At 69.9% G+C, this 18,251-nt stretch carries 20 protein-coding genes; 14 read left to right on the top strand and 6 right to left on the bottom strand.

All coding sequences use genetic code 11. The features are described from left to right. The first annotated feature begins 79 nt into the window (after positions 1-79). The 9 genes from ACLQ3K_RS10730 to ACLQ3K_RS10690 all read left to right on the top strand — a co-directional run bounded on the left by ACLQ3K_RS10730 (position 80) and on the right by ACLQ3K_RS10690 (position 9,860). Positions 80-1,525, top strand: a complete 1,446-nt coding sequence (locus tag ACLQ3K_RS10730; protein ID WP_425999198.1) for a HAMP domain-containing sensor histidine kinase — start codon at positions 80-82, stop codon at positions 1,523-1,525. A gap of 72 nt (positions 1,526-1,597) precedes the next feature. After that, complete coding sequence (locus tag ACLQ3K_RS10725; RefSeq protein WP_425999196.1) at positions 1,598-2,896, top strand: S1C family serine protease; 1,299 nt, start codon at positions 1,598-1,600, stop codon at positions 2,894-2,896. A gap of 14 nt (positions 2,897-2,910) precedes the next feature. Then, positions 2,911-3,519: a MogA/MoaB family molybdenum cofactor biosynthesis protein gene (locus tag ACLQ3K_RS10720; protein WP_425999805.1), complete on the top strand. Its 609-nt coding sequence runs from the start codon at positions 2,911-2,913 to the stop codon at positions 3,517-3,519. Beyond that, complete coding sequence (locus tag ACLQ3K_RS10715) at positions 3,519-3,764, top strand: hypothetical protein (protein WP_425999194.1); 246 nt, start codon at positions 3,519-3,521, stop codon at positions 3,762-3,764. The genes ACLQ3K_RS10720 and ACLQ3K_RS10715 overlap by 1 nt, the downstream gene beginning before the upstream one ends. A gap of 425 nt (positions 3,765-4,189) precedes the next feature. Further along, positions 4,190-4,849, top strand: a complete 660-nt coding sequence (locus ACLQ3K_RS10710) for an MspA family porin (RefSeq protein WP_425999192.1) — start codon at positions 4,190-4,192, stop codon at positions 4,847-4,849. Positions 4,850-4,918: 69 nt separating this feature from the next. Continuing rightward, positions 4,919-5,617, top strand: coding sequence for an MspA family porin (locus ACLQ3K_RS10705; protein WP_425999190.1), 699 nt, complete (start codon positions 4,919-4,921; stop codon positions 5,615-5,617). A 151-nt stretch (positions 5,618-5,768) separates the two neighbouring features. Further along, positions 5,769-7,160 carry a hypothetical protein gene (locus tag ACLQ3K_RS10700; RefSeq protein WP_425999188.1) on the top strand — a complete coding sequence of 464 codons (1,392 nt, stop codon included), beginning with the start codon at positions 5,769-5,771 and terminating at the stop codon, positions 7,158-7,160. A 392-nt stretch (positions 7,161-7,552) separates the two neighbouring features. After that, positions 7,553-8,947: a hypothetical protein gene (locus tag ACLQ3K_RS10695; RefSeq protein WP_425999186.1), complete on the top strand. Its 1,395-nt coding sequence runs from the start codon at positions 7,553-7,555 to the stop codon at positions 8,945-8,947. A gap of 211 nt (positions 8,948-9,158) precedes the next feature. Continuing rightward, complete coding sequence (locus ACLQ3K_RS10690; RefSeq protein ID WP_425999184.1) at positions 9,159-9,860, top strand: MspA family porin; 702 nt, start codon at positions 9,159-9,161, stop codon at positions 9,858-9,860. A gap of 84 nt (positions 9,861-9,944) precedes the next feature. Here the strand turns inward: ACLQ3K_RS10690 and mscL are convergent, their stop codons facing one another. Then, entirely contained in the window at positions 9,945-10,394 is a 450-nt protein-coding gene (mscL, locus tag ACLQ3K_RS10685; protein WP_425999182.1) for a large-conductance mechanosensitive channel protein MscL, read from the bottom strand. Positions 10,395-10,463: 69 nt separating this feature from the next. Between mscL and ACLQ3K_RS10680 the strand changes: the two genes are divergently transcribed. Both ACLQ3K_RS10680 and ACLQ3K_RS10675 read left to right on the top strand, forming a co-directional pair. Continuing rightward, the gene (locus ACLQ3K_RS10680; protein ID WP_425999180.1) at positions 10,464-10,988 is read left to right on the top strand and encodes a hypothetical protein; all 525 of its coding nucleotides are present in this window, start codon (positions 10,464-10,466) and stop codon (positions 10,986-10,988) included. Positions 10,989-10,999: 11 nt separating this feature from the next. Next, positions 11,000-11,986, top strand: a complete 987-nt coding sequence (locus tag ACLQ3K_RS10675; protein WP_425999178.1) for a PrsW family intramembrane metalloprotease — start codon at positions 11,000-11,002, stop codon at positions 11,984-11,986. Positions 11,987-11,988: 2 nt separating this feature from the next. Here ACLQ3K_RS10675 and ACLQ3K_RS10670 read toward each other — a convergent pair whose 3' ends face one another. The 3 genes from ACLQ3K_RS10670 to ACLQ3K_RS10660 form a co-directional block, all read right to left on the bottom strand. Further along, the gene (locus tag ACLQ3K_RS10670) at positions 11,989-12,621 is read right to left on the bottom strand and encodes an SAF domain-containing protein (RefSeq protein ID WP_425999176.1); all 633 of its coding nucleotides are present in this window, start codon (positions 12,619-12,621) and stop codon (positions 11,989-11,991) included. A gap of 90 nt (positions 12,622-12,711) precedes the next feature. Further along, complete coding sequence (locus tag ACLQ3K_RS10665) at positions 12,712-13,515, bottom strand: acyl-CoA thioesterase (RefSeq protein ID WP_425999174.1); 804 nt, start codon at positions 13,513-13,515, stop codon at positions 12,712-12,714. Further along, the gene (locus ACLQ3K_RS10660; protein WP_425999172.1) at positions 13,512-13,766 is read right to left on the bottom strand and encodes an FmdB family zinc ribbon protein; all 255 of its coding nucleotides are present in this window, start codon (positions 13,764-13,766) and stop codon (positions 13,512-13,514) included. Before ACLQ3K_RS10660 ends, ACLQ3K_RS10665 begins: the two co-directional genes overlap by 4 nt. A gap of 73 nt (positions 13,767-13,839) precedes the next feature. On the opposite strand from ACLQ3K_RS10660, the gene ACLQ3K_RS10655 reads away from it, so the two are divergent. Next, entirely contained in the window at positions 13,840-14,391 is a 552-nt protein-coding gene (locus tag ACLQ3K_RS10655; RefSeq protein ID WP_425999170.1) for a TetR/AcrR family transcriptional regulator, read from the top strand. A gap of 20 nt (positions 14,392-14,411) precedes the next feature. Here the strand turns inward: ACLQ3K_RS10655 and ACLQ3K_RS10650 are convergent, their stop codons facing one another. Together ACLQ3K_RS10650 and ACLQ3K_RS10645 are read right to left on the bottom strand one after the other, a co-directional pair. Beyond that, positions 14,412-15,314, bottom strand: a complete 903-nt coding sequence (locus ACLQ3K_RS10650) for a DUF559 domain-containing protein (protein ID WP_425999168.1) — start codon at positions 15,312-15,314, stop codon at positions 14,412-14,414. A gap of 186 nt (positions 15,315-15,500) precedes the next feature. Then, complete coding sequence (locus ACLQ3K_RS10645) at positions 15,501-16,025, bottom strand: 5-formyltetrahydrofolate cyclo-ligase (RefSeq protein ID WP_425999166.1); 525 nt, start codon at positions 16,023-16,025, stop codon at positions 15,501-15,503. 60 nt (positions 16,026-16,085) lie between these two features. On the opposite strand from ACLQ3K_RS10645, the gene ACLQ3K_RS10640 reads away from it, so the two are divergent. Then, entirely contained in the window at positions 16,086-16,988 is a 903-nt protein-coding gene (locus tag ACLQ3K_RS10640; protein WP_425999164.1) for a UTP--glucose-1-phosphate uridylyltransferase, read from the top strand. 20 nt (positions 16,989-17,008) lie between these two features. Further along, positions 17,009-18,250 (top strand): gephyrin-like molybdotransferase Glp, encoded by a 1,242-nt coding sequence (gene glp, locus ACLQ3K_RS10635; protein WP_425999162.1) that lies wholly within the window; start codon positions 17,009-17,011, stop codon positions 18,248-18,250. Position 18,251: the final 1 nt, after the last annotated feature.

Below are 18,251 nucleotides of genomic sequence, written 5' to 3'. Positions count from 1 at the left end.
CGTTCCGACGACGTCCGGCCCTCTGCCGCGGCACGCCCGCCCGGAGGCCCGCGACCGGCAGGTCCGGGACCGTCGCCCGATGCGCGACCCCAACCCGGTCACCCGCAACGTCAGCTTCCGCTGGCGCGTGACGCTGCTGGCCGCGGCCGTCGTGGGCATCACGGTGGCGCTCATGGCGGCGTCGGCGTTCTTCGTGGTCAAGCGGGCGATGTACGCGGACGTCGACAACCGGCTGCACCAGCAGGTCGACTCGGTGGCGCCGGCGATGAGCTCGCCGGTCACGCAGTTCACGACCGTGATGATGATGCTGATGTTCCGGCCGGACATGTCCGTCAACCGCACGATGGTCGTCTACCCGGACGGGACGCCGTACCACTCGGGCCCGTCGGGTCAGGTCCCCATCGGGCAGCCCGAGCGCGACGTGATCTCGGGCAAGCTCGCCCAGTCGCTGCGCTCCGAGGGCGACACCCGGGTGATGGCCCGGCGCCTCGACAACGGCGTCACGATCATCGTGGCGGAGGACCTCACCCCGACGAAGAACCTGCTCAGCGAGCTGGGCACGGTGCTCGTCGTGGTCGGCGCGTGCGGCATCGTGCTCGCGGCGATCGCGGGCACCGCCGTCGCGCGCGGGGGCCTGAGACCCGTGCAGCGGCTCACCGAGGCCGCGGAGCGGGTGGCTCGCACCGACGACCTCACCCCGATCCCCGTGGTGGGCCGCGACGAGCTGGCGCGGCTGACCATGAGCTTCAACACGATGCTGCAGGCCCTCGCCGAGTCGCGCGACCGGCAGGCCCGCCTCGTCGCCGACGCCGGCCATGAGCTGCGCACGCCGCTCACGAGCCTGCGGACCAACGTCGAGCTGCTCGTCGCCGCGAACCAGCCGGGCGCGCCGCCGATCCCCGAGGACGACATGAAGGAGCTCTCCGACGACGTCCTCGCCCAGGTGGAGGAGCTGACCACGCTGGTCGGCGACCTCGTCGACCTCGCCCGCGAGGACGCGCCCGAGGCCGTGAACGAGGAGGTCGACCTCGAGGAGATCGTGCAGAAGGCGGTCGAGCGCGTGGAGCGCCGTCGCCCGACGGTCCGCTTCGACGTCACGAGCGCGCCCTGGTACGTCTACGGCGACAACGGCGGCCTGGGCCGCGCGGTGGTGAACGTGCTGGACAACGCTGCGAAGTTCTCGCCCGACGGTTCCGTCGTCCGGGTCGAGCTCGCCGAGATCGGCGTCGACCGGGCGGCGCTCAGCGTCGCCGACAGCGGGCCCGGCATCCCGGAGGAGGACCGGGAGCTGGTCTTCGAGCGCTTCTACCGCTCGATGGCGAGCCGCTCGATGCCCGGCTCCGGCCTGGGCCTCGCGATCGTCAAACAGGTGGTGGAGCGGCACGGTGGTTCCGTCGCGGTCGGCACGGCCGACGGTGGCGGCGCGCTGGTGCGTCTCGAGATCCCCGGTAGCCCGGTGGCGGGTGGCAGGGCCCCGCAGGTGGTGCAGCGGGAACCCCGCCTGCGCCTGCTGCGGGGGAAGTGACAATCTGCTCACAGGCACTTCACAGAAGGCGTATGCAGTCTTGGCGGGGAAGAACACGAAGGAGGGGGCTCCATGACCGAGGGTCCGCAGAATCCCTATCAGCAGGGGCAGCCGGCGGGGCAGCAGTACGGGCAGCCGGGCCAGCCCGGTGCGTCGGGCCAGCCGGGCCAGCCCGGTGCGCAGGGCCAGTACCGGCCCACGCAGCAGTACTCGAACACCTACCCGGCGCCGGGCGGCGCACCGTCGGGCTACCCGGGGCCGGGCGTCCTGCCCGCGGTGACCACGACGCCCGCGCGCGGGCCCGGGATGGGCGCGCTGGTCGCGATGGGCGTGGCGATCGCGCTGATCGCGTCGCTGCTCTCGGTGACCGGGGCGTACCTGGTGTGGGGCAAGAGCGATGCGTCGCCGACGGTGACGGTGTCCGGCGGTGACGCGCCGCCCGTGGTCAAGGGCTCGGTGCAGGACGTGGCGCAGGGCGTGCTGCCGGCCGTGGTGTCGATCGACAATCAGGCGGGGAGCTCGGAGTCGTCGGGGTCGGGCGTCGTGATCAGCGCGGACGGCAAGATCGTGACGAACAACCACGTCATCGCCGGGAACGGCAAGCTGACGGTCTCCTTCTCCGACGGCAGCGTGAGCAACGCCGCCGTGGTGGGCACGGACCCCATCACCGATCTCGCGGTGATCCAGACGGACAAGCGCGGCCTCAAGCCGCTGACCTTCGCCGACAGCGGCAAGCTGACCGTCGGCCAGGAGGTCGTGGCCGTGGGCGCCCCGCTGGGCCTCGCGGGCACGGTGACCAGCGGCATCGTCTCGGCGCTGAACCGCCCGGTGGCGACCAGCGGCAAGGATTCCGACCAGGCGACGGTGATCAACTCGGTGCAGACCGACGCGGCGATCAACCCGGGCAACTCGGGTGGCGCCCTGGTCGACATGACGGGCCGGCTCGTGGGCATCAACTCGTCGATCGCGACGCTGGGCGGCTCGAAGGCGACGGGGCAGCAGGGCGGCAGCATCGGCCTGGGCTTCGCGATCCCGTCGAACCAGGTGCAGCGGATCAGCAAGGAGCTGATGGAGTCGGGGTCGGCGACGCACGCGGCCGTGGGCATCACGGTGGATCCGCGGGCGTCGGTGAGCCGGCCCGGCGCGCTGGTCGTGGACGTCTCGGCGACGGGCGGCTTCGGCCGCGCGGGCATCCCGAAGGGTGCGCTCGTGACCAAGGTCGACGATCTGCAGATCAGCGACGGCTACGGATTGATCGGGGCCGTGCGCGCCTACCCGCCGGGGGCTACCGTGACCGTTACCTACCTCGATAGCCCGAGTAGTACGAGTCCGGTGACCAAGCAGGTGACGCTCGATAAGTTGGACAAGTGACGGAGGAGTCGAAGATGACCGCGGAGATGAGCCAGAGCCGAGCAGCGGACGCCGAGTGGCTGGAGGACGACGTGCTGGACGTGCCGGCCCTCGATGACGCCGCCCTCGACGGGGCCGGGGTGATCGGCCGTGCCCTCGTGGTCGTCGTCGACGACCACCTGCAGCCCGGCGCCTCCCGCGCGTCCGGCGCGGGGAAGTCGGTGGGCTCGCTGGTGACGGAGCTGCTCGAGGAGTCCGGCTTCGAGGTGGACGCCGTGGTCGTGGTCCCCGCGGAGGAGGTGGACGTGCGCAACGCGCTGAACACCGCGGTGATCGGCGGCGTCGACCTGGCGGTCACCATCGGCGGCGTGGGCGTGGGCGCCCGCGACGTGACGCCGGAGGCCACCGAGGAGATCCTCGACAAGAAGCTGCCCGGCATCTGCGAGGCGCTGCGCTCGTCGGGCCTCGCCGCGGGCGCGGCCGACGCGGGCCTCTCGCGCGGCCTGGCCGGCGTGTCCGGCAGCACGGTGGTGGTGAACCTCGCCAGCTCGCGCGCGGCGATCCGCGACGGCATGGCGACGCTGACGCCGCTCGCCACCCACGTGATCCGCCACATCGCGGGCGGGGACGACCAGGCGCGGTGATGTCCGAGCCCGGATCCACCCCCGAGGGCCCCGCTCCCCGGAAGTACTCCGCGCGCGATGTCGCGCGGATCTTCGGGGACGTCCTGCCCTCGCAGACCAAGGACGATCTGCCCGATTCCGGCTCCGGCCGAGGATCGAACGACGCCGCGCCCCGCTCGGGCGCGGCGTCTCGCCGTTCCGGGCCCGACGGTGACCCGACGGAGCGTTGGTATCGCGAGAATCGCCCGCCGCACCACGGCGGGTAGAGCCGTTGAAGTCGCAAACCTGCTGGTAGTGTGACTAAGGACACGCCCGCCCAGTGAAACGGTCAGGTTACGGCTCTGGTGTATCTGAGTGAACTCTAAGGGCGAAGCCCACCCTAAGTTTCATGCAGGTAGATGACCGTTTTCGGTGAGTGCAACCTAAGAAGTGCAGGTCGACGCATGAGTACGAGATTCGCGATCGCGATGAGAAGGTTCACGAACTCATCATTTACGAAGATCGAAAGCGTTGCGCGACCTGGAAAACTGAGGATATGCTCCGCGAGAACCGAAGGTCAGCGAAGACTTCCGGGGAACCGATAGTGATCCTGAGCTGAGACGAAGCGCAGGATTCGGCAGGGCGGCTGGGTGAGTCGCCGGCCGGCGCTCCTACCGGAGCGTCACACCATGATTCCTGGTGAGGGGAACGAATGAGCAAGATGAGCAAGGTTGCAGGGCGCGCTGGCGTCGTTGCGATCGCGGTGGCTGCTGCTGCCTCGGTCACTGCTGGATCGGCGAACGCCGGCCCGCTGCCCAGTGGTCAGAAGACCGTCCCGGCCCCCGCGGGCTGGAGCGTCGTCCTGAAGTCGACGGGCAACTCGTCGGCGATCCAGGGCTCGCTCGCCACGGCGCAGTCGCGCACCGCGTGGTACACGTCCAACGGCTCCGTCACGGTCTCGGCTCCTGCCGACGCCAAGGACATCCAGGGCAAGCTCGGCGTCGGCGTCATCGTCGGCTGCCAGTTCCCGGGCGCGATCGGTGTCGAGGGCAAGGTCACCGGACCCGGTGCGGGCCTCGATTCGAGCGGTCCCAGCGCCAGCCTCGGCGGTGCTGGCGTCGGACTGTCCGTCCCGCTGACCCCGGGCGCGACCTCGAGCGTCTCCGGCTACGGCCGCGGCGATCAGCTGGGTTCGACCGATTCGATCAAGTTCACCAAGGCCGGCACGTACAACGTGTCGATCAAGGACCAGAACATCGACATCAAGCACTGCTCGGGCTACGCGCAGGCGCGCGTCGTGACCTGGGTCGAGATCAAGGGCAGCAACCGTATCCAGGGCTTCCTGTACGGCGCGCCGTTCTCGCTGGGCTGATCTCCCGACCGACCTGACTCTCTCTTGCCCGCCCCGCGGGGCGGCGATTCCCGAAGGAATGTCATTTCAATGAAGAACATCGCGATCCGCGGCGCCGTCGTTGCCGCCGCGGCCGGCGTGGCGCTCGGCACCGTCTCCACGGGTGTGGCCAACGCCGACACCTTCATCCCGCTGCCCAACGGCAGCGTCTCCAACAAGGTGGGCGACTCGAACGTCGTGGTCACCATCACCAACCAGAGCGCGAAGCTCTCGCCCGGCATGGTGGCCCTGCCCACCACCCGCAACGCGTGGGTCTCGGGTCTGGTCTCCGTGAAGATCAACGGCGGCAAGCCGGACGGCGGCTCCATCGCCGCGGGCTACGCGGTGGGCTGCCAGGTGGACGTGGGCTCGGCCGGCGTCACCGCCGGCGTCACCGGCGAGTCCGGAGCCTCGGTCTCGTTCAACGGCCCCACCATCCAGCCGAAGGTCACCGCCACCACCGGCGCCTCGATCAAGCTCTCCGCGGGCAGCATCGGCACGCAGATGCTGACCTACGACCGCGCGACCTGGCCGTCGCCCGGCGACGAGATCGCCCCCGACTGGGCCGATCCCAGCACCGGCTTCAAGTTCAAGGGTGCGTCGGGCTCGCTCGCGTACACCGAGCAGACCATCGGCGTCGACGGCTGCGCCGGCTACGCGCAGGCCCGCTTCTTCGCCAAGGTCAAGGTGAAGTCGGGTAACACGCAGTCGACGGTCTTCCTCTGGGGCAAGCCCTTCACCCTGGGCTGATAGCCATCACACGCTAGGAGGCGGTGTCCATTCGGGCACCGCCTTCTGTGTCTCGACAGATTGGTACCAACGTACAAATCGGGCACGGCGCCGCCCGGTTTGTACTGCATGAATCCCGGGCGCTGCATCCGTCCTCAAGGAAGCTGACACCATGAACACGAAGGCCACCTCCCTCACCTCCGTCACCGCGATCGTGGCTGCCGCCGCCGTCGCCATCGCACCGGTCTCCGGCGCCGTCGCCGCGACCTCGGCACCCGCCGCCACCCCGGCCGCCACCGTCGCGAGCACGATCGCGACCCCCGCCGCGGTGCTCAAGAACATCGCCGCGGCTCCCGCGGTTGCGAATGCGGCCGCCGCTGTTCCGGCCGCGCTCGGCACCTTCGTCGTCGTCACCGACGAGGCCGTTCAGGGCGCCACTGCTGCCGCCTCTGCCGCGAGCTCGCAGGCTGCTGTCGAGCTGCCCACGGTGCCGAAGTCGGTGACCGATCTCCTCAACCTCGCCGGCCTTCCGGTGCAGGCGGTCTACCGCGTCCTGCAGACCAGCCAGGGCGTCTACACCATCTGGTACAAGATGCTCACCTCAGTGCCGCAAGCCATCTTCAAGGGTGAGTTCGGCTCGGTTCCGAGCCTGTTCCAGAAGGCGGTCACGGACTCGCTGACCTGGATCGCCACCGGCGCGGGCCCGAAGGCGGCCGAAGCCCCCAAGGCTGCGGCCACGGTCTCGTCCGAGACGGCCGCCAAGCCGAACCCGATCACCGCCGGGCTCGACGTCCTCGGCATCCCGGTCGCGACCGCGTACGCCGGCGGCCAGGCGGCGCTGTCGATCTACAAGAACTTCTACGGCCTGCTCACCTCGGTCCCCCAGGCGATCTTCCAGGGCAAGTTCGGCGATGCCGTCAACCTCGTGGTCGACGCCGTGTCCAAGTCGGTGACCACGATCGTCGAGTTCCCGGGCGCGCAGATCAAGGCGGCATCGGACAAGATCGACAAGCTGATCGCCTCGCTGACCCCGGGCGTCGCCGCGCCGACCATCACGTCGTCGGATGCGGTGTCGCGGACCTCGGTCGCTACCGCCGACGAGTCCCTCGTGACGTCAGTCGCCGACAAGGCGACCGTCGCGCAGAAGCCGGTGGTGGAGACGTCCAAGCCGACCGTCGAGGCTGCCAAGCCCGCGGTGGAGACCGCCAAGCCGGTGGTCGCCGAGACCGCGAAGCCCGCGGCGGAGCCGACGGTCACCAAGCCGGTCGAGTCGACCCCGACGGTGACCACGCCGGCCGCCGAGCCGACGGTGACCAAGCCGGTCGAGTCGACGGCGACGGAGACCAAGCCGGTCGTCGAGGAGTCGAAGCCCACCGTCGACGCGAAGCCGACGGCGGATGCGAAGCCCGCTGCGGAGTCGAAGCCGACGGCGGATGCGAAGCCCGCTGCGGAGTCGAAGCCGGCCGCGGAGTCGAAGTCCACCGGCGACTCCAGCGCGTCGGACTCGTCGGCATCGGAGGGGTCGAGCGCGTCGGATTCGTCGGCAGGCTCGACGGCGAAGTAGCCGCTCCTCTTCACATCAGCGCATCGCGCGTCTCGGGCTTCCCGGGGCGCGCGATGCGCTTTTCTGTAGCCCGGAGTCTGCAACGGTGCGATATGCGTGGCAGGGCGTCACTCGTCAGCCGAATGACGTGCACCGATGCGCGGCGGAGTCGTTCGCGCGGGGGTCACTTCGGTGCCTCTCTGTCCGGTTCCGGAACCGTCGGCGAATTGCTGGTGCAATGTCGAAAGCCGCCACCGCGTGTATCGCTCCCAGGGGCCCGAACTCTTTTCATTGCTTGGTAATGGATTGCTCAACCGACTTTCCGTACTTCGTATTTCTTCTTCCATGTGCGGTGCTATTTTTCAGGAACAGGTAGGAATCGCCTGAGATTGAACTGAGGGGAACTAATAGCAATGAAGCGCACCACTTCGCTGGCCGCCGCAGTCACCGCGGCCGCGATCATCGCGAACCCGGTCGGCGCGAACGCCGTCGCCGCCACCTCTGCGCCCGCGCCCGCGGCCGTTGTCTCCACACAGCAGGCCGCCGCGTTGCCGGAGCTGCCGGCTCTGGAGTCGTTCGCGCCCGACCCGCTCACAGTGCTCGCGCTTCCCTTCAGCAACTTCGAGCTGATTCGGACGTCCGCCTTCGTCTTCACGGGCTACAAGACGAACGCCGCCGGCAAGTTGGTGGACAAGAACGATAAGCCGCTTCGAGAGAAGGCGGTGGGCGAGTCCGACGCGGACTACGCGAAGTACGTCGCGGAGAACCGCGTGGCGGTCAACGTGAACATCTTCCAGGCGATCAGTGATTCGGTGAACAAGGTGGCGCTGAAGGGTGACTTCGCCACCGCCGCGGCGCAGATCCAGAACTACCTGGCCCAGCTCGCCGCGAAGGTGATCGCCCTCCCGGCGGCCTTGATCAACCTGAACGTGGGGGCCTTCTTTCCCAAGCCGGCAGCGACCGCGACCGCGGTTCGGGCGGCCGCGTCCCCGGCTGATGCGAGCCCGTTCGCGCTCCCGACCGTCGGGAGCCTGCTGACTGTTGCCGGGATCCCGCTGAAGAACTTCGATCAGGCCAGGCTCGCCGGGTTCGTCACCGTCGGCTACAAGACGGACGAGGACGGTCTGTACCTCAAGAAGGGGGGCGGCACTCTCCCCAAGAAGACGGCCGAGCAGTCCGACGCCGAGTACGCGGATTTCGTCGCGAAGAACGGCGTCGCCGACAAGTCCAACATCTTCCAGGCGGTGAGTGACGCCGTGAACAAGAAGGCGCTCCGGGGCGACTTCGCCGGCGCGGCGCAGGCGATTCAGGGCTACCTCACCGAGGTGGCCGGCAACGTGGTCGCGCTGCCGGGGCAGATCCTCGAATACGACCTCAAGGCGATCGGCGCCGTCCTTCCCGGCGTCCCGACTCTGCCCGACGCCGCGGCCGACCGCTCGGTAGCCAGTGGCGCTGCAGCCGAGACGGGGGCCAAGCCCGCGAAGCCTCTCGTCAAGACACTCAGCGGCTCAGGCTCGGGCGCACCCGAGGTTGAGGGCTCGTCGCAGGCCGGCTCCACCGTGCCGACCACCCCGGGAACCGGTGGCTCGGGGACGGGCGAGGGGGCGAAGGGGCGCGATCTCATCGGCGCCGTCCGTGACCTGTTCGACCGTCCCGACCGGACGAAGCCCGCGGAGCCGAGCGCGCCGACGACGCAGGAGCCGACCGCGCCCACGGGGAGTGACGACCCGCAGCCGTCCGGCAGCGCGGGTTCGACCGCCGAAGCCGAGCCCGGCACCGGCGGCGAGACGGCGAACGACGGCGAATAGCTCCGACCGACGGATCGCCCGCCCTGATTGGGGCGGGCGCTCCGTCGTTTGCGGCCCGAAACCCTCCGGAGTCCTCAGAAAGTGCCTATTCTGTTACAGCTTCCCGTCAGTGTTAACTCAGCGTTTCCACGGGCGGTTTGGGCGTTTTTCGGCTGGTAGCTTCCTCTCAATCGTCGGCGAAGCTCAGCCGGCGTACGAAAGGACTGGGTACATGACCCCGAGAATCTCCCTCGCTGCGGCGGCGCTCGCCACCGCAGGCGCCGCGACCGCTGCGCTGCTCGCGCCCGCTACGGCGAGCGCCGATACCGTGATTCCGTTGCGCAACGCCTCGCAGACGGTGAAGGCGGGATCCGGCTCGATCACCGTCTCCGTCACGGGGCAGCGCGCCCGCCTGTCGCCGGGAATGGTCGCCCTGCCGACCACGCGCAACGCCTGGGTATCGGGAACGGTCAGCGTTAAGGTGAACGGCGCCGATGCAGACGGCGGATCGATCGAGGCGGGGTACGCCGTGGGCTGCCAGATCGATGTCGGGTCGGCCGGCGTCGAAGCCGGTGTCGAGGCGGCGTCGGGAGCCTCGGTCGGCTTCAACGGCCCGACGATCGAGCCCTCGGTGACGGGTTCGACCGGCGCGTCCCTCTCGCTCTCGGCGGGTTCGATCGGAACCCAGTCGCTGACCTATGACCGCTCGACCTGGCCGAAGCCCGGCGACGAGATCGACCCGGACTGGGCGGCCCCGTCGACCAGCTTCGACTTCACCGGCTCGAGCGGCAGCTTCACCTACAGCGACCAGACGATCGGCGTCGACGGTTGCGCCGGGTACGCCCAGGCCCGCCTGTACGTGATCGTCCGCGCCCAGGTCGGCGACAGCAAGGGTCGCGTGATCCTCTGGGGCGATCGCTTCACCCTCGGCTGACGCGAGCCGACGGCACCGTCGGACCGGAAAGCGAAAAGCCGGCCTCCCCTCGTTGGGGGAGGCCGGCTTTCGTTGTAGCCGGGGTCAGATCTGCGGCTTCTGCGAGGGGAACTGGCCCGTGGGCGGCAGGACGGAGTGCGCGCCGCCCTGGGGCTGCGCGGCCTGCGCGGCGAGCAGGTCGCGGATCTCGACGAGCACGTCCACCTCGTCCTCGGTAGCCGGACCACTCGCGCGCTTCTTCAGGGTCTCGTACGGCAGGATCAGCACGAAGTAGACGACGGCCGCGACGAGGATGAAGTTAATCGCTGCCGTGATCACGGCGCCGAAGTCGACGACGGTCTTGTCGTTGCCCGAGACGATCTGCCACGCGAGGCCCTGCACGTCCTTGCCGCCGCCGATCGAGGCGATGAGCGGCTGCACGATGTTCTCGGTGAACGCGGTGACGATCGCGGTGAACGCGGCACCGACGACAACGGCGACCGCGAGGTCCAGCACGTTGCCCTTGAGGAGGAAGTCCTTGAATCCCTTGAGCATGATCGAGTGTCCTTCGTGAGGTTGTAACGCCAGTGACGCATGATGCAATTTCGGACTTATGCTAGCGGTATGAATCGAATCCGCGCAGTGGACGCGGGCGTTTCGGCCGGTGTGATCTTGGTCGTCGGCGGCCTCGCCGCGGGGTGGTTCGGGATCGAGCGCGCCGTGCCGACACCGCAGACGCCCGTCGCCGACCATGCCTACCGTGTTGGGAACGATTACGCCGGAGTCGATTTCCGCGCACCGTCGGGCTGGGAGAAGGTGCCGTCCGGCCGGGCCGACGTGGCGCGATTCACCCACGCCACGGGCAGCTCGCTCTCCGTGCGTCTCACCACCGGCATGACCGACTTCGATTCCGCCGCCCCGCGCCGCCTGCGCGAGTTCGAGGCCGGCGGCGTCGACGCGCGCTTCACCGGCGAACTCCGCGGAGCCGACTTCACGGGCCGCAGCTGCACCGCCACCGGCGGCGGCCGCGAGGGGGAGTGCGCCGTGGTCGGACGGGACGCACTGCTGGTCACGGTGCTCACGCTGCGCCCACCCGACGGTGCCGTGCCGGACCTGACCGCCCTCGTCCAGTCGATGCGGGAGGTCTGATGCGCGCGCGGATGACCACCATCTCCTTCTGGGTGTACGCGGCCGGCCTGGTGTGCGGCGGCTACGTACTCGCGCGCGACATGGTGCCGCGGCTCGCCGAGTCCGGCACCGCCATCGCTGTGGCGCTGCCGATCATCGTGCTCGCGGCCGCCGTCATCGCGGTGATCATCTGGGCACTGGACCGCTCCCACGCCCAGGTCCGCAGCGCCTGGGCGCTCGCGTTCGCGTGGGGCGCGATCGGCGCGTGCGGGCTGTCGCTGCAGATCAACGGCTTCGCCTCCGACGCCGTGAGCGACGTCCTCGACGATCCCGGCGCCACCGTCTGGGGCGCGGCCCTCGTCGGCCCGCTCGACGAGGAGACGATCAAGGGCGCCGGCGTCGCCCTGCTGCTGGTGATGTTCCGCGACCGGCTGCGTCGGCCCCTGCAGATCTTCGCCGTCGGCGCCTTCGCGGGCCTCGGCTTCCAGGTGGTGGAGAACCTCACTTACGCGATGACCTTCGCGCTGCGCGACGCCCAGTCCGACGCCGCCGGCGCGCTCACCGTGACCCTGCTGCGCGCGCTCTTCGGCTTCCAGTCGCACTGGGTGTACACAGGCTTCTTCGCGCTCGGCCTGGCCCTGTTGCGGAGCCGCCCGGCGCTGGCGGCCCTGGCTCTGGCGCTCTCCTACCTGATGCACTTCTGGTGGAACGCGCCCAGTGGCGAGAACCCGATGATCGCCTTCGCGCTGATCCTGCTCAAATGCGCCGTCACCTTGACCCTGCTCGGCGGCGCCTGGTGGTGGATGATCCTCGAGCAGCGACGGTGGCTGCAGAGCGCCATCACCACGCCCGAGGCTGCGAAACTCGCCCCGCCCGCCGAACTCGCCACGCTGCCCACCCGAGCCCAGCGCCGCGCCGGCGAACAGTACCTGCGCTACTACTACGGCCCCGCCGCGGCGGACGTCGCGCGGGAGCGGCAGACGTGGTTGATCCGCGAGCTCACCTACCGCGTCGGCTGACCTCACCGGAAGACCACCGACAGCGGGGAGCTGAGCGCCGCGGCGGCCACGGCGTGCGCCTCCGACTCCGACATCGCGAGCATCGCCGTGCGGGCCTGCTGCCGGGTGGCCTGGGGAGCCGCGGCCACGGCCACCGTCGCCGAGCGGGCCAGCACGGCAGGGGAGTCGTCCTTGCGCTGCGCCACCACGTCGACCACGTCGCCCGCGCGGAGCAGATCCATCGTGGCCGCGTCCTGGAGTGAGACCGGGACCAGTCGCGATCCCGGGCGGATGTACCCGGCGGTGCGGTCGGTAAGCACTCGGCGGCCCGTGAGGATCTCGCCCGCGCCCACGGGCCCCGTCACCGACCGGCCGACGGCATCGTCGGGCCCGGCCAGCGCGTCCTGCGGCGCGAGCTCTGCGGGCACCGTGCGCACCGCGAGGTCCTCGGCGGTGAGCCGGCCGCCCGGCCCCAGTTCCCGCGCGGCCACCAGAACCTGCTCCTGCGGGCCGCTCGGGCGGCTGGTGACGGCCACGATCAGCGCGAGCACGGCCAGCGCCGCGGCGACCGTCCGCCGAGCCGTCAGCGTGCGGGCCCAGCCCGGCCGCAGCGCGGCCCGGATCCGTTCCGCTCCGGTCGGTTGCAAGGAGTCCATGCCCGGAGGCTACGACGGTGCCGCACCCCGGCACCGTCGGAAAAGGGGTGCCTGTGGATAACCCCGAACCTGTGGAGAAAGGCCGGAGGATCAGGCCTGCGGATCCTTGTAGTAGACGATCTGATGCGTGGTCGCGAGCAGTGCGCCGTTCCGGCCCCAGACCTGGCCGTACTGATCGAAATGACCGTGCCCGAACCGGGCCGCGCGGGCGGTGGCGAGCAGGTAGTCGTCGGACTGCTGCTCGAGTTCCGCGGGGCTCGCGTGGAAGTAGGTCGTCAGCGAGATGGTGCCCGCCGGGACGTACGTGCCGCGGCGCAGGAAGATCCGCGGGAAGAACGAGTCGGAGATCGAGGCCAGCGCCGGGTAGTCCAGGGGGCGCGCCGGCTTGTCGCGCAGCCACATGGTGGTCGTCGACGCGTCCTGCGGGCCGTCCATCTCCAGGCTGCCCTCGACGAAGCGGGTCTCGTAGTTCTGCGCCCAGGCGATCATCGCGGGGAAGGGCTTCTCGGCGATGCCCTCGGGGGACCCGACCTCGGGGAAGGCGGACTCGGTGTCGCTCCAGGTATCGCGACGGGTGCCGAACACCGCGGTACCGGAGGCGACGGCACCGTCGCCCTGATTGATGACGTACGTGAAGTGCTGGTTGGTGCGATTCGTGCGGAGCACGGTGATCGCGACGTCCCAGGCGCCGTCCTTGATCGGGGCGGCGAAGTTGAGGGTGAGGCTGAGCGGGTGGCCCTGCGCCTCGGGGTGCGCCTGTAGCGCCGCGACGACGGTGGCGGCGGTGATCCCGCCGAACGGGCCGACCATGTTGTTGTAGGCCGGGTGCGTCTGCGCGCGGAATCCGCCGGCGATCGGCTCGACGGACGTCGCCTCGTCGAAGACGTGGGTCACGAGCTGGTCGCCTTGTCGACCTTCGCTGCCGTGTCCGACTTCGTCTCCGACTTGGCCGTCGTCTCGGCCTTGGAGCTGCGGGAATCAGTGCGGTAGAAGCCGCTGCCCTTGAAGACGACGCCCACGGAGTTGAACAGCTTCCGCAGCGGGCCGCCGCAGTTGGGGCACACGGTCAACGGATCGTCGGAGAAGGACTGGACGGCGTCGAAGGCCTCGCCGCACTCCTTGCACTGATACGAATAGGTAGGCACCTCGCGATTCTACCCCTCGATTTAGCACTCCTGCGATTCGAGTGCCAAGGATGTGAGCGGATACGATACCGCTATGACGGTTCCCTCACCTGCGCGGCGGATCGTGGACGCGGCACGTGAGGTGATCGCCGCGAACGGCATCCCCGGCGTCAGCATGGACCAGGTGGCCAAGCAGGCGCACGTCTCCCGCAGCACGCTGTACCGGATCTTCCCCAACCGCGACCAGCTGATCGCCCGCGTCGTCGCGATCGAGATCCGCACCCTGCGCCGCAAGCTCGACAAGACCATCGTCGGGTACACGCCGCAGCAGACGCTGGTCGAGGTGTTCGTGCTGAGCATCGAACAGGCCGAGTCGAACATGGCCGTGTCCAAGGTGCTGGCCGCCGAGCCCGAGTACTTCCTGCGCATCCCGCGCGGCGTGTGGGACCTGCTCATCCAGGGCATCGTGATCCGCCTGCGCAACACCGGCGCCGAGCAGGACTACGCCGAGCTCTGTTCGGTGGTGGATCTGATGCTGCGGATCACGGGATCGTTGCTGTCCAACTCGCCCACCGGCCTGGACATCAGTGACACCGCCGCCCTGCGCACCTACGGCGAGAAGTACATCTCCCGCCTCCTGATCTAGGTCTCCGGGGAATTCGCGTTTCACGCGTGGTCGAAGCCGGATTCGGACTCGGTGCGGTTCTCGATGCTGATCTCCCGGGTCTTCCCGCGGTGACGGTCGGTTCGCACGATGTCGAGGATGTCGTCGCGGACAGCATCCCAATTCGCGATCACATCCTGGTAGTCGATCCGCATCACGCGATAGTCACCGCGCACGGCGATGCGGTCGCGCCGCAGATCGGCGCGCCGCTGAGCGCCGCCGTGGTACTCCTCGCTGTCGCATTCGATGACCAACTTCTCGCCCGCGAGGAGGTCGACGATGCCCCATGGCAGCGCCACCTGCGACCGCGTTCTGATTCCGAGGCAGTGCAGGCGGTAGCGGGTGAGGGATTCTGTGCCCGAGCCCGCCTTCGGATCGAGGAGGCCGAGGAGGCGGCTGATCCGACGGGGCGCTCCGTCGAACGCCACACGCAGGTCGTCGATGGTGACCGGATCGGGGAGGCGGAGCACCGAGTCGAGTACGGCGACCAGGTTCTCGTCGCTCACGCAGTTCGCCGCGCACAGCAACGTCGTGACGAGTGGATCGACGGCATGGACCGGCGACGGCAGCGTGCGGTACGCGCGGCACTGCCTGTGCGTGCGACGGTGCTTGAGATGTCGGGGCCAGCGGAGATGTGTCCTGCCGTCGCCGGGCGGGACCCAGACCCCGGGGTAGTACGGCAGCGCCGAGACGCAGGTGAGAGCGGCGCCGTTCTTCACTGCGGCCACCACGATCGGCTTCGCTCCGGGCACCGAGTACCAACCGCGGCGGACGGCGGCAATGACGCCGCGGCTCCGCAACCGCTCGATCTCCGCCGCGTCGGCGCCGCCACGGATCAACGCTCGCCGGGAGACGACTCCGCCGCTGGCCGCGGCCATCTGCGCGATCAATTCCAGTGTGGTCATGGTCCGATGATCGAGGCCGCGGCGGATGGGTGAGGCCTCCCGCCGCCTTCCTGTGGAGAGAACTCGTTTCGTACCCTTACCTGTGGAGAACGGCGCCGAGAACTACGCCGGGGATTTCGCGTTCCTCCTGGTACCCGAGGGAAATCCTCCCTCCGCCGGCGCACCGATGCGAATTCCTCGGCGATATCAGAACTCCACCAGCCCCGACGGGGTCAGCGCGGCATGCACCGGCACATCCGTGGGCTCCGACGGCAGGGAGTCCACCAGCTCGTCGTCGTAGACCACCGCGATCAGTCGCGGTCCGGGGCGCAGGGAGCGGTCGTAGTAGCCGGCTCCCCGCCCCAGTCGTACTCCCTCCCGGGAGCAGCCCAGCGCGGGGAGGAGCACCGCCGAAGCCCCGGAAAGCGCCTCGACCCCGAGCCGGGGACCGGTGGGTTCCAGCAGGCCGAAGGGGCCGGGGGCGAGTGAGCCCGACCACGCCCAGTCCAGCGGTCCCGGCTCCGCCGGCGTCACCGGCAGCAGCACCCGCCGGTCGAGACTGAACGACGGCTCGGAGCCCACCGGCACGTACGCCGCGACCACCTCACCCAGGTCCAACGCGGCCAGAACCGAGGTCAACGCCGCCGCGGCCTCCGCCCGCTGAGCGCCCGTCATGGCCGCGCGACCACGGCGGAAACGTGCGCGCCAGGAGGCCTTGGACTCAGTGCTCATGCAGCGAACTCCCAGCCACTCGGATCGTTACCTTCACGTGACCTAGCCTAAGGTGGGGGAATGAGCAACGCGCCGTCCATTCCGAAGACCGCGATCGTCCCCGCTGCCGGCCTCGGTACCCGATTCCTTCCCGCCACCAAGACGGTGCCGAAGGAGCTGCTCCCGGTGGTCGACACCCCCGGCATCGAGCTGGTGGCGGAGGAGGCCGCGGCCGCCGGTGCGGAGCGGCTCTGCATCGTCACCAGCCCCGGTAAGGACGGCGTGGTCGCCCACTTCGTCGAGGACCTCGTCCTTGAGGGCACCCTGGAGAAGCGCGGCAAGACCGCGATGCTCGACAAGGTGCGTCGCGCCCCGAACCTGATCCACGCCGAGGCCGTCATCCAGGAGAAGCCGCTGGGTCTGGGCCACGCCGTGTCCTGCGTCGAGCCGGTCCTCGACGACGACGAGGACGCCGTCGCCGTCCTGCTGCCCGACGATCTGGTGCTGCCCATCGGCGTGCTCACGACGATGGCGAAGGTCCGCGAGAAGCGCGGCGGCTCCGTGCTGTGCGCGATCGAGGTCTCCCCGGAGCAGATCAGCAGCTACGGCGCGTTCGACGTCGAGATCGTGCCCGACGCCACCAATCCCGACGTGCTCAAGGTCAACGGCATGGTCGAGAAGCCCAAGGCCGAGGACGCCCCGTCGAACTACGCGGCGGCCGGCCGATACCTGCTGGACCGGGCGATCTTCGACGCGCTGCGTCGCATCGACAAGGGCGCCGGCGGCGAGATCCAGCTGACCGACGCCATCGCGCTGCTCATCAGCGAGGGCCATCCCGTGCACGTCGTCGTGCACCGCGGAACCCGACACGACCTCGGAAATCCCGGGGGCTACCTCAAGGCTGCGGTTGACTTGGCGTTGGACCGCGACGACTACGGTCCCGACCTGCGCGACTGGCTGCAGGATCGCCTGAACCGAGACTGACGCTGTAGGAGGCCGAGAGCATGCGCTCCGTGGAGGACCATCTGGCACGGGTCACGGCGGCGGCGGTGGCGCCGCGGCCGGTGCGCGTGGGGATCTCCGAGGCGCAGGGCCTCATGTGCGCGGAGGAAGTGGTCGTCGAGAACGCCCTTCCCGCGTTCGACCAGGCCGCGATCGACGGGTACGCCGTGCGCTCCGTCGACGTGGCGAGCGCCGGCGAGACCGACGAGGAGACGGGCGAGCAGATCGTCGTCTCGCTGCCGGTCGTGGGCGAGGTCCGCGCGGGCAACCGCCAACCCATCCGGCTGCAGCCCGGCCAGGCCGTCAAGGTCGAGACCGGCGCGCCGCTGCCCACGCTCGCCGACGCCGTCCTCCCCGACAAGTGGACCGACGGTGGCCTGTCGAAAGTCCGTGTCGGACATGCGGTCCGGTCCGGGCAGTACGTCCGCCGCACCGGTGACGACGTGCAGCCGGGCGACGTGGCCGTGCGCCGCGGCACCGTCGTGGGGCCCGCGCAGGTGGGCCTGCTCGCGGCCGTCGGGCGCGACAAGGTCTCCGTGCACCCGCGGCCCCGCGTCGCCGTGATCTCCGTGGGCCGCGAGCTGGTCGACATCGACCGCGACACCGGCGCGGGCCAGGTCTACGACGTGGCCTCCTACGCGCTGGCCGCCGCCGCCCGCGACTGCGGCGCCGAGGTGCACCGCGTGGGCATCGTCACCACCGACGGGGTGCGCGAGGCCGTCGAGGCGCAGCTGCAGCGCTCCGAGGTCGTGATCGTGACCTCCGCGCTCGGCGGCAGCGCGTCCGACGACATCACCGCCGCCCTGGCCGAGCTCGGCGACCTGGCGGTGGAGCGCATCGCGATGCACCCCGCGTCGGTGCAGGGCTTCGGCACGCTCGGCGACGATCAGGTGCCCACGTTCCTGCTGCCCTCGAACCCGATGAGCGCGCTGGTCGCCTTCGAGGTGATGGTGCGGCCGCTGATCCGCATCGCGCTCGGCAAGCGGCAGCCGATGCGCCGCCTGGTCACGGCCAAGAGCGCCGCGTCCCACCAATCTCCGGCCGGGCGCCGCGAGTACGTGCGCGGCCAGCTCATGCGCGACGAGGACAGCGGCGAGTTCATGGTCGCCCCGATCCCCGACAACGGCTCCCACCTGCTGGTGAGCCTGGCCGAGGCGAACTGCCTCATCGTCGTGGACCCGGAGGTCACCGAGGTCCGGGCGGGCGACGACGTGGTCGTCGCCTTCCTCGCCCAGCGCGGCTGAC

The sequence above is a fragment of the Tsukamurella sp. DT100 genome (genome assembly GCF_049844855.1).
Taxonomy (GTDB): domain Bacteria; phylum Actinomycetota; class Actinomycetes; order Mycobacteriales; family Mycobacteriaceae; genus Tsukamurella.
The sequence above is the reverse complement of the archived record's forward strand: the minus strand, read 5'-3'. Positions and strand labels throughout refer to the sequence as shown.

What these genes read in the sequence shown, in the direction of transcription:
- ACLQ3K_RS10730 (WP_425999198.1), top strand. Translation starts at nt 80, where the DNA reads ATGCGCGACCCCAACCCGGTCACCCGCAACGTCAGCTTCCGCTGGCGC.
- ACLQ3K_RS10725 (WP_425999196.1), top strand. Translation starts at nt 1,598, where the DNA reads ATGACCGAGGGTCCGCAGAATCCCTATCAGCAGGGGCAGCCGGCGGGG.
- ACLQ3K_RS10720 (WP_425999805.1), top strand. Translation starts at nt 2,911, where the DNA reads ATGACCGCGGAGATGAGCCAGAGCCGAGCAGCGGACGCCGAGTGGCTG.
- ACLQ3K_RS10715 (WP_425999194.1), top strand. Translation starts at nt 3,519, where the DNA reads ATGTCCGAGCCCGGATCCACCCCCGAGGGCCCCGCTCCCCGGAAGTAC.
- ACLQ3K_RS10710 (WP_425999192.1), top strand. Translation starts at nt 4,190, where the DNA reads ATGAGCAAGATGAGCAAGGTTGCAGGGCGCGCTGGCGTCGTTGCGATC.
- ACLQ3K_RS10705 (WP_425999190.1), top strand. Translation starts at nt 4,919, where the DNA reads ATGAAGAACATCGCGATCCGCGGCGCCGTCGTTGCCGCCGCGGCCGGC.
- ACLQ3K_RS10700 (WP_425999188.1), top strand. Translation starts at nt 5,769, where the DNA reads ATGAACACGAAGGCCACCTCCCTCACCTCCGTCACCGCGATCGTGGCT.
- ACLQ3K_RS10695 (WP_425999186.1), top strand. Translation starts at nt 7,553, where the DNA reads ATGAAGCGCACCACTTCGCTGGCCGCCGCAGTCACCGCGGCCGCGATC.
- ACLQ3K_RS10690 (WP_425999184.1), top strand. Translation starts at nt 9,159, where the DNA reads ATGACCCCGAGAATCTCCCTCGCTGCGGCGGCGCTCGCCACCGCAGGC.
- mscL (WP_425999182.1), bottom strand. Translation starts at nt 10,394, where the DNA reads ATGCTCAAGGGATTCAAGGACTTCCTCCTCAAGGGCAACGTGCTGGAC.
- ACLQ3K_RS10680 (WP_425999180.1), top strand. Translation starts at nt 10,464, where the DNA reads ATGAATCGAATCCGCGCAGTGGACGCGGGCGTTTCGGCCGGTGTGATC.
- ACLQ3K_RS10675 (WP_425999178.1), top strand. Translation starts at nt 11,000, where the DNA reads ATGACCACCATCTCCTTCTGGGTGTACGCGGCCGGCCTGGTGTGCGGC.
- ACLQ3K_RS10670 (WP_425999176.1), bottom strand. Translation starts at nt 12,621, where the DNA reads ATGGACTCCTTGCAACCGACCGGAGCGGAACGGATCCGGGCCGCGCTG.
- ACLQ3K_RS10655 (WP_425999170.1), top strand. Translation starts at nt 13,840, where the DNA reads ATGACGGTTCCCTCACCTGCGCGGCGGATCGTGGACGCGGCACGTGAG.
- ACLQ3K_RS10650 (WP_425999168.1), bottom strand. Translation starts at nt 15,314, where the DNA reads ATGACCACACTGGAATTGATCGCGCAGATGGCCGCGGCCAGCGGCGGA.
- ACLQ3K_RS10645 (WP_425999166.1), bottom strand. Translation starts at nt 16,025, where the DNA reads ATGAGCACTGAGTCCAAGGCCTCCTGGCGCGCACGTTTCCGCCGTGGT.
- ACLQ3K_RS10640 (WP_425999164.1), top strand. Translation starts at nt 16,086, where the DNA reads ATGAGCAACGCGCCGTCCATTCCGAAGACCGCGATCGTCCCCGCTGCC.
- glp (WP_425999162.1), top strand. Translation starts at nt 17,009, where the DNA reads ATGCGCTCCGTGGAGGACCATCTGGCACGGGTCACGGCGGCGGCGGTG.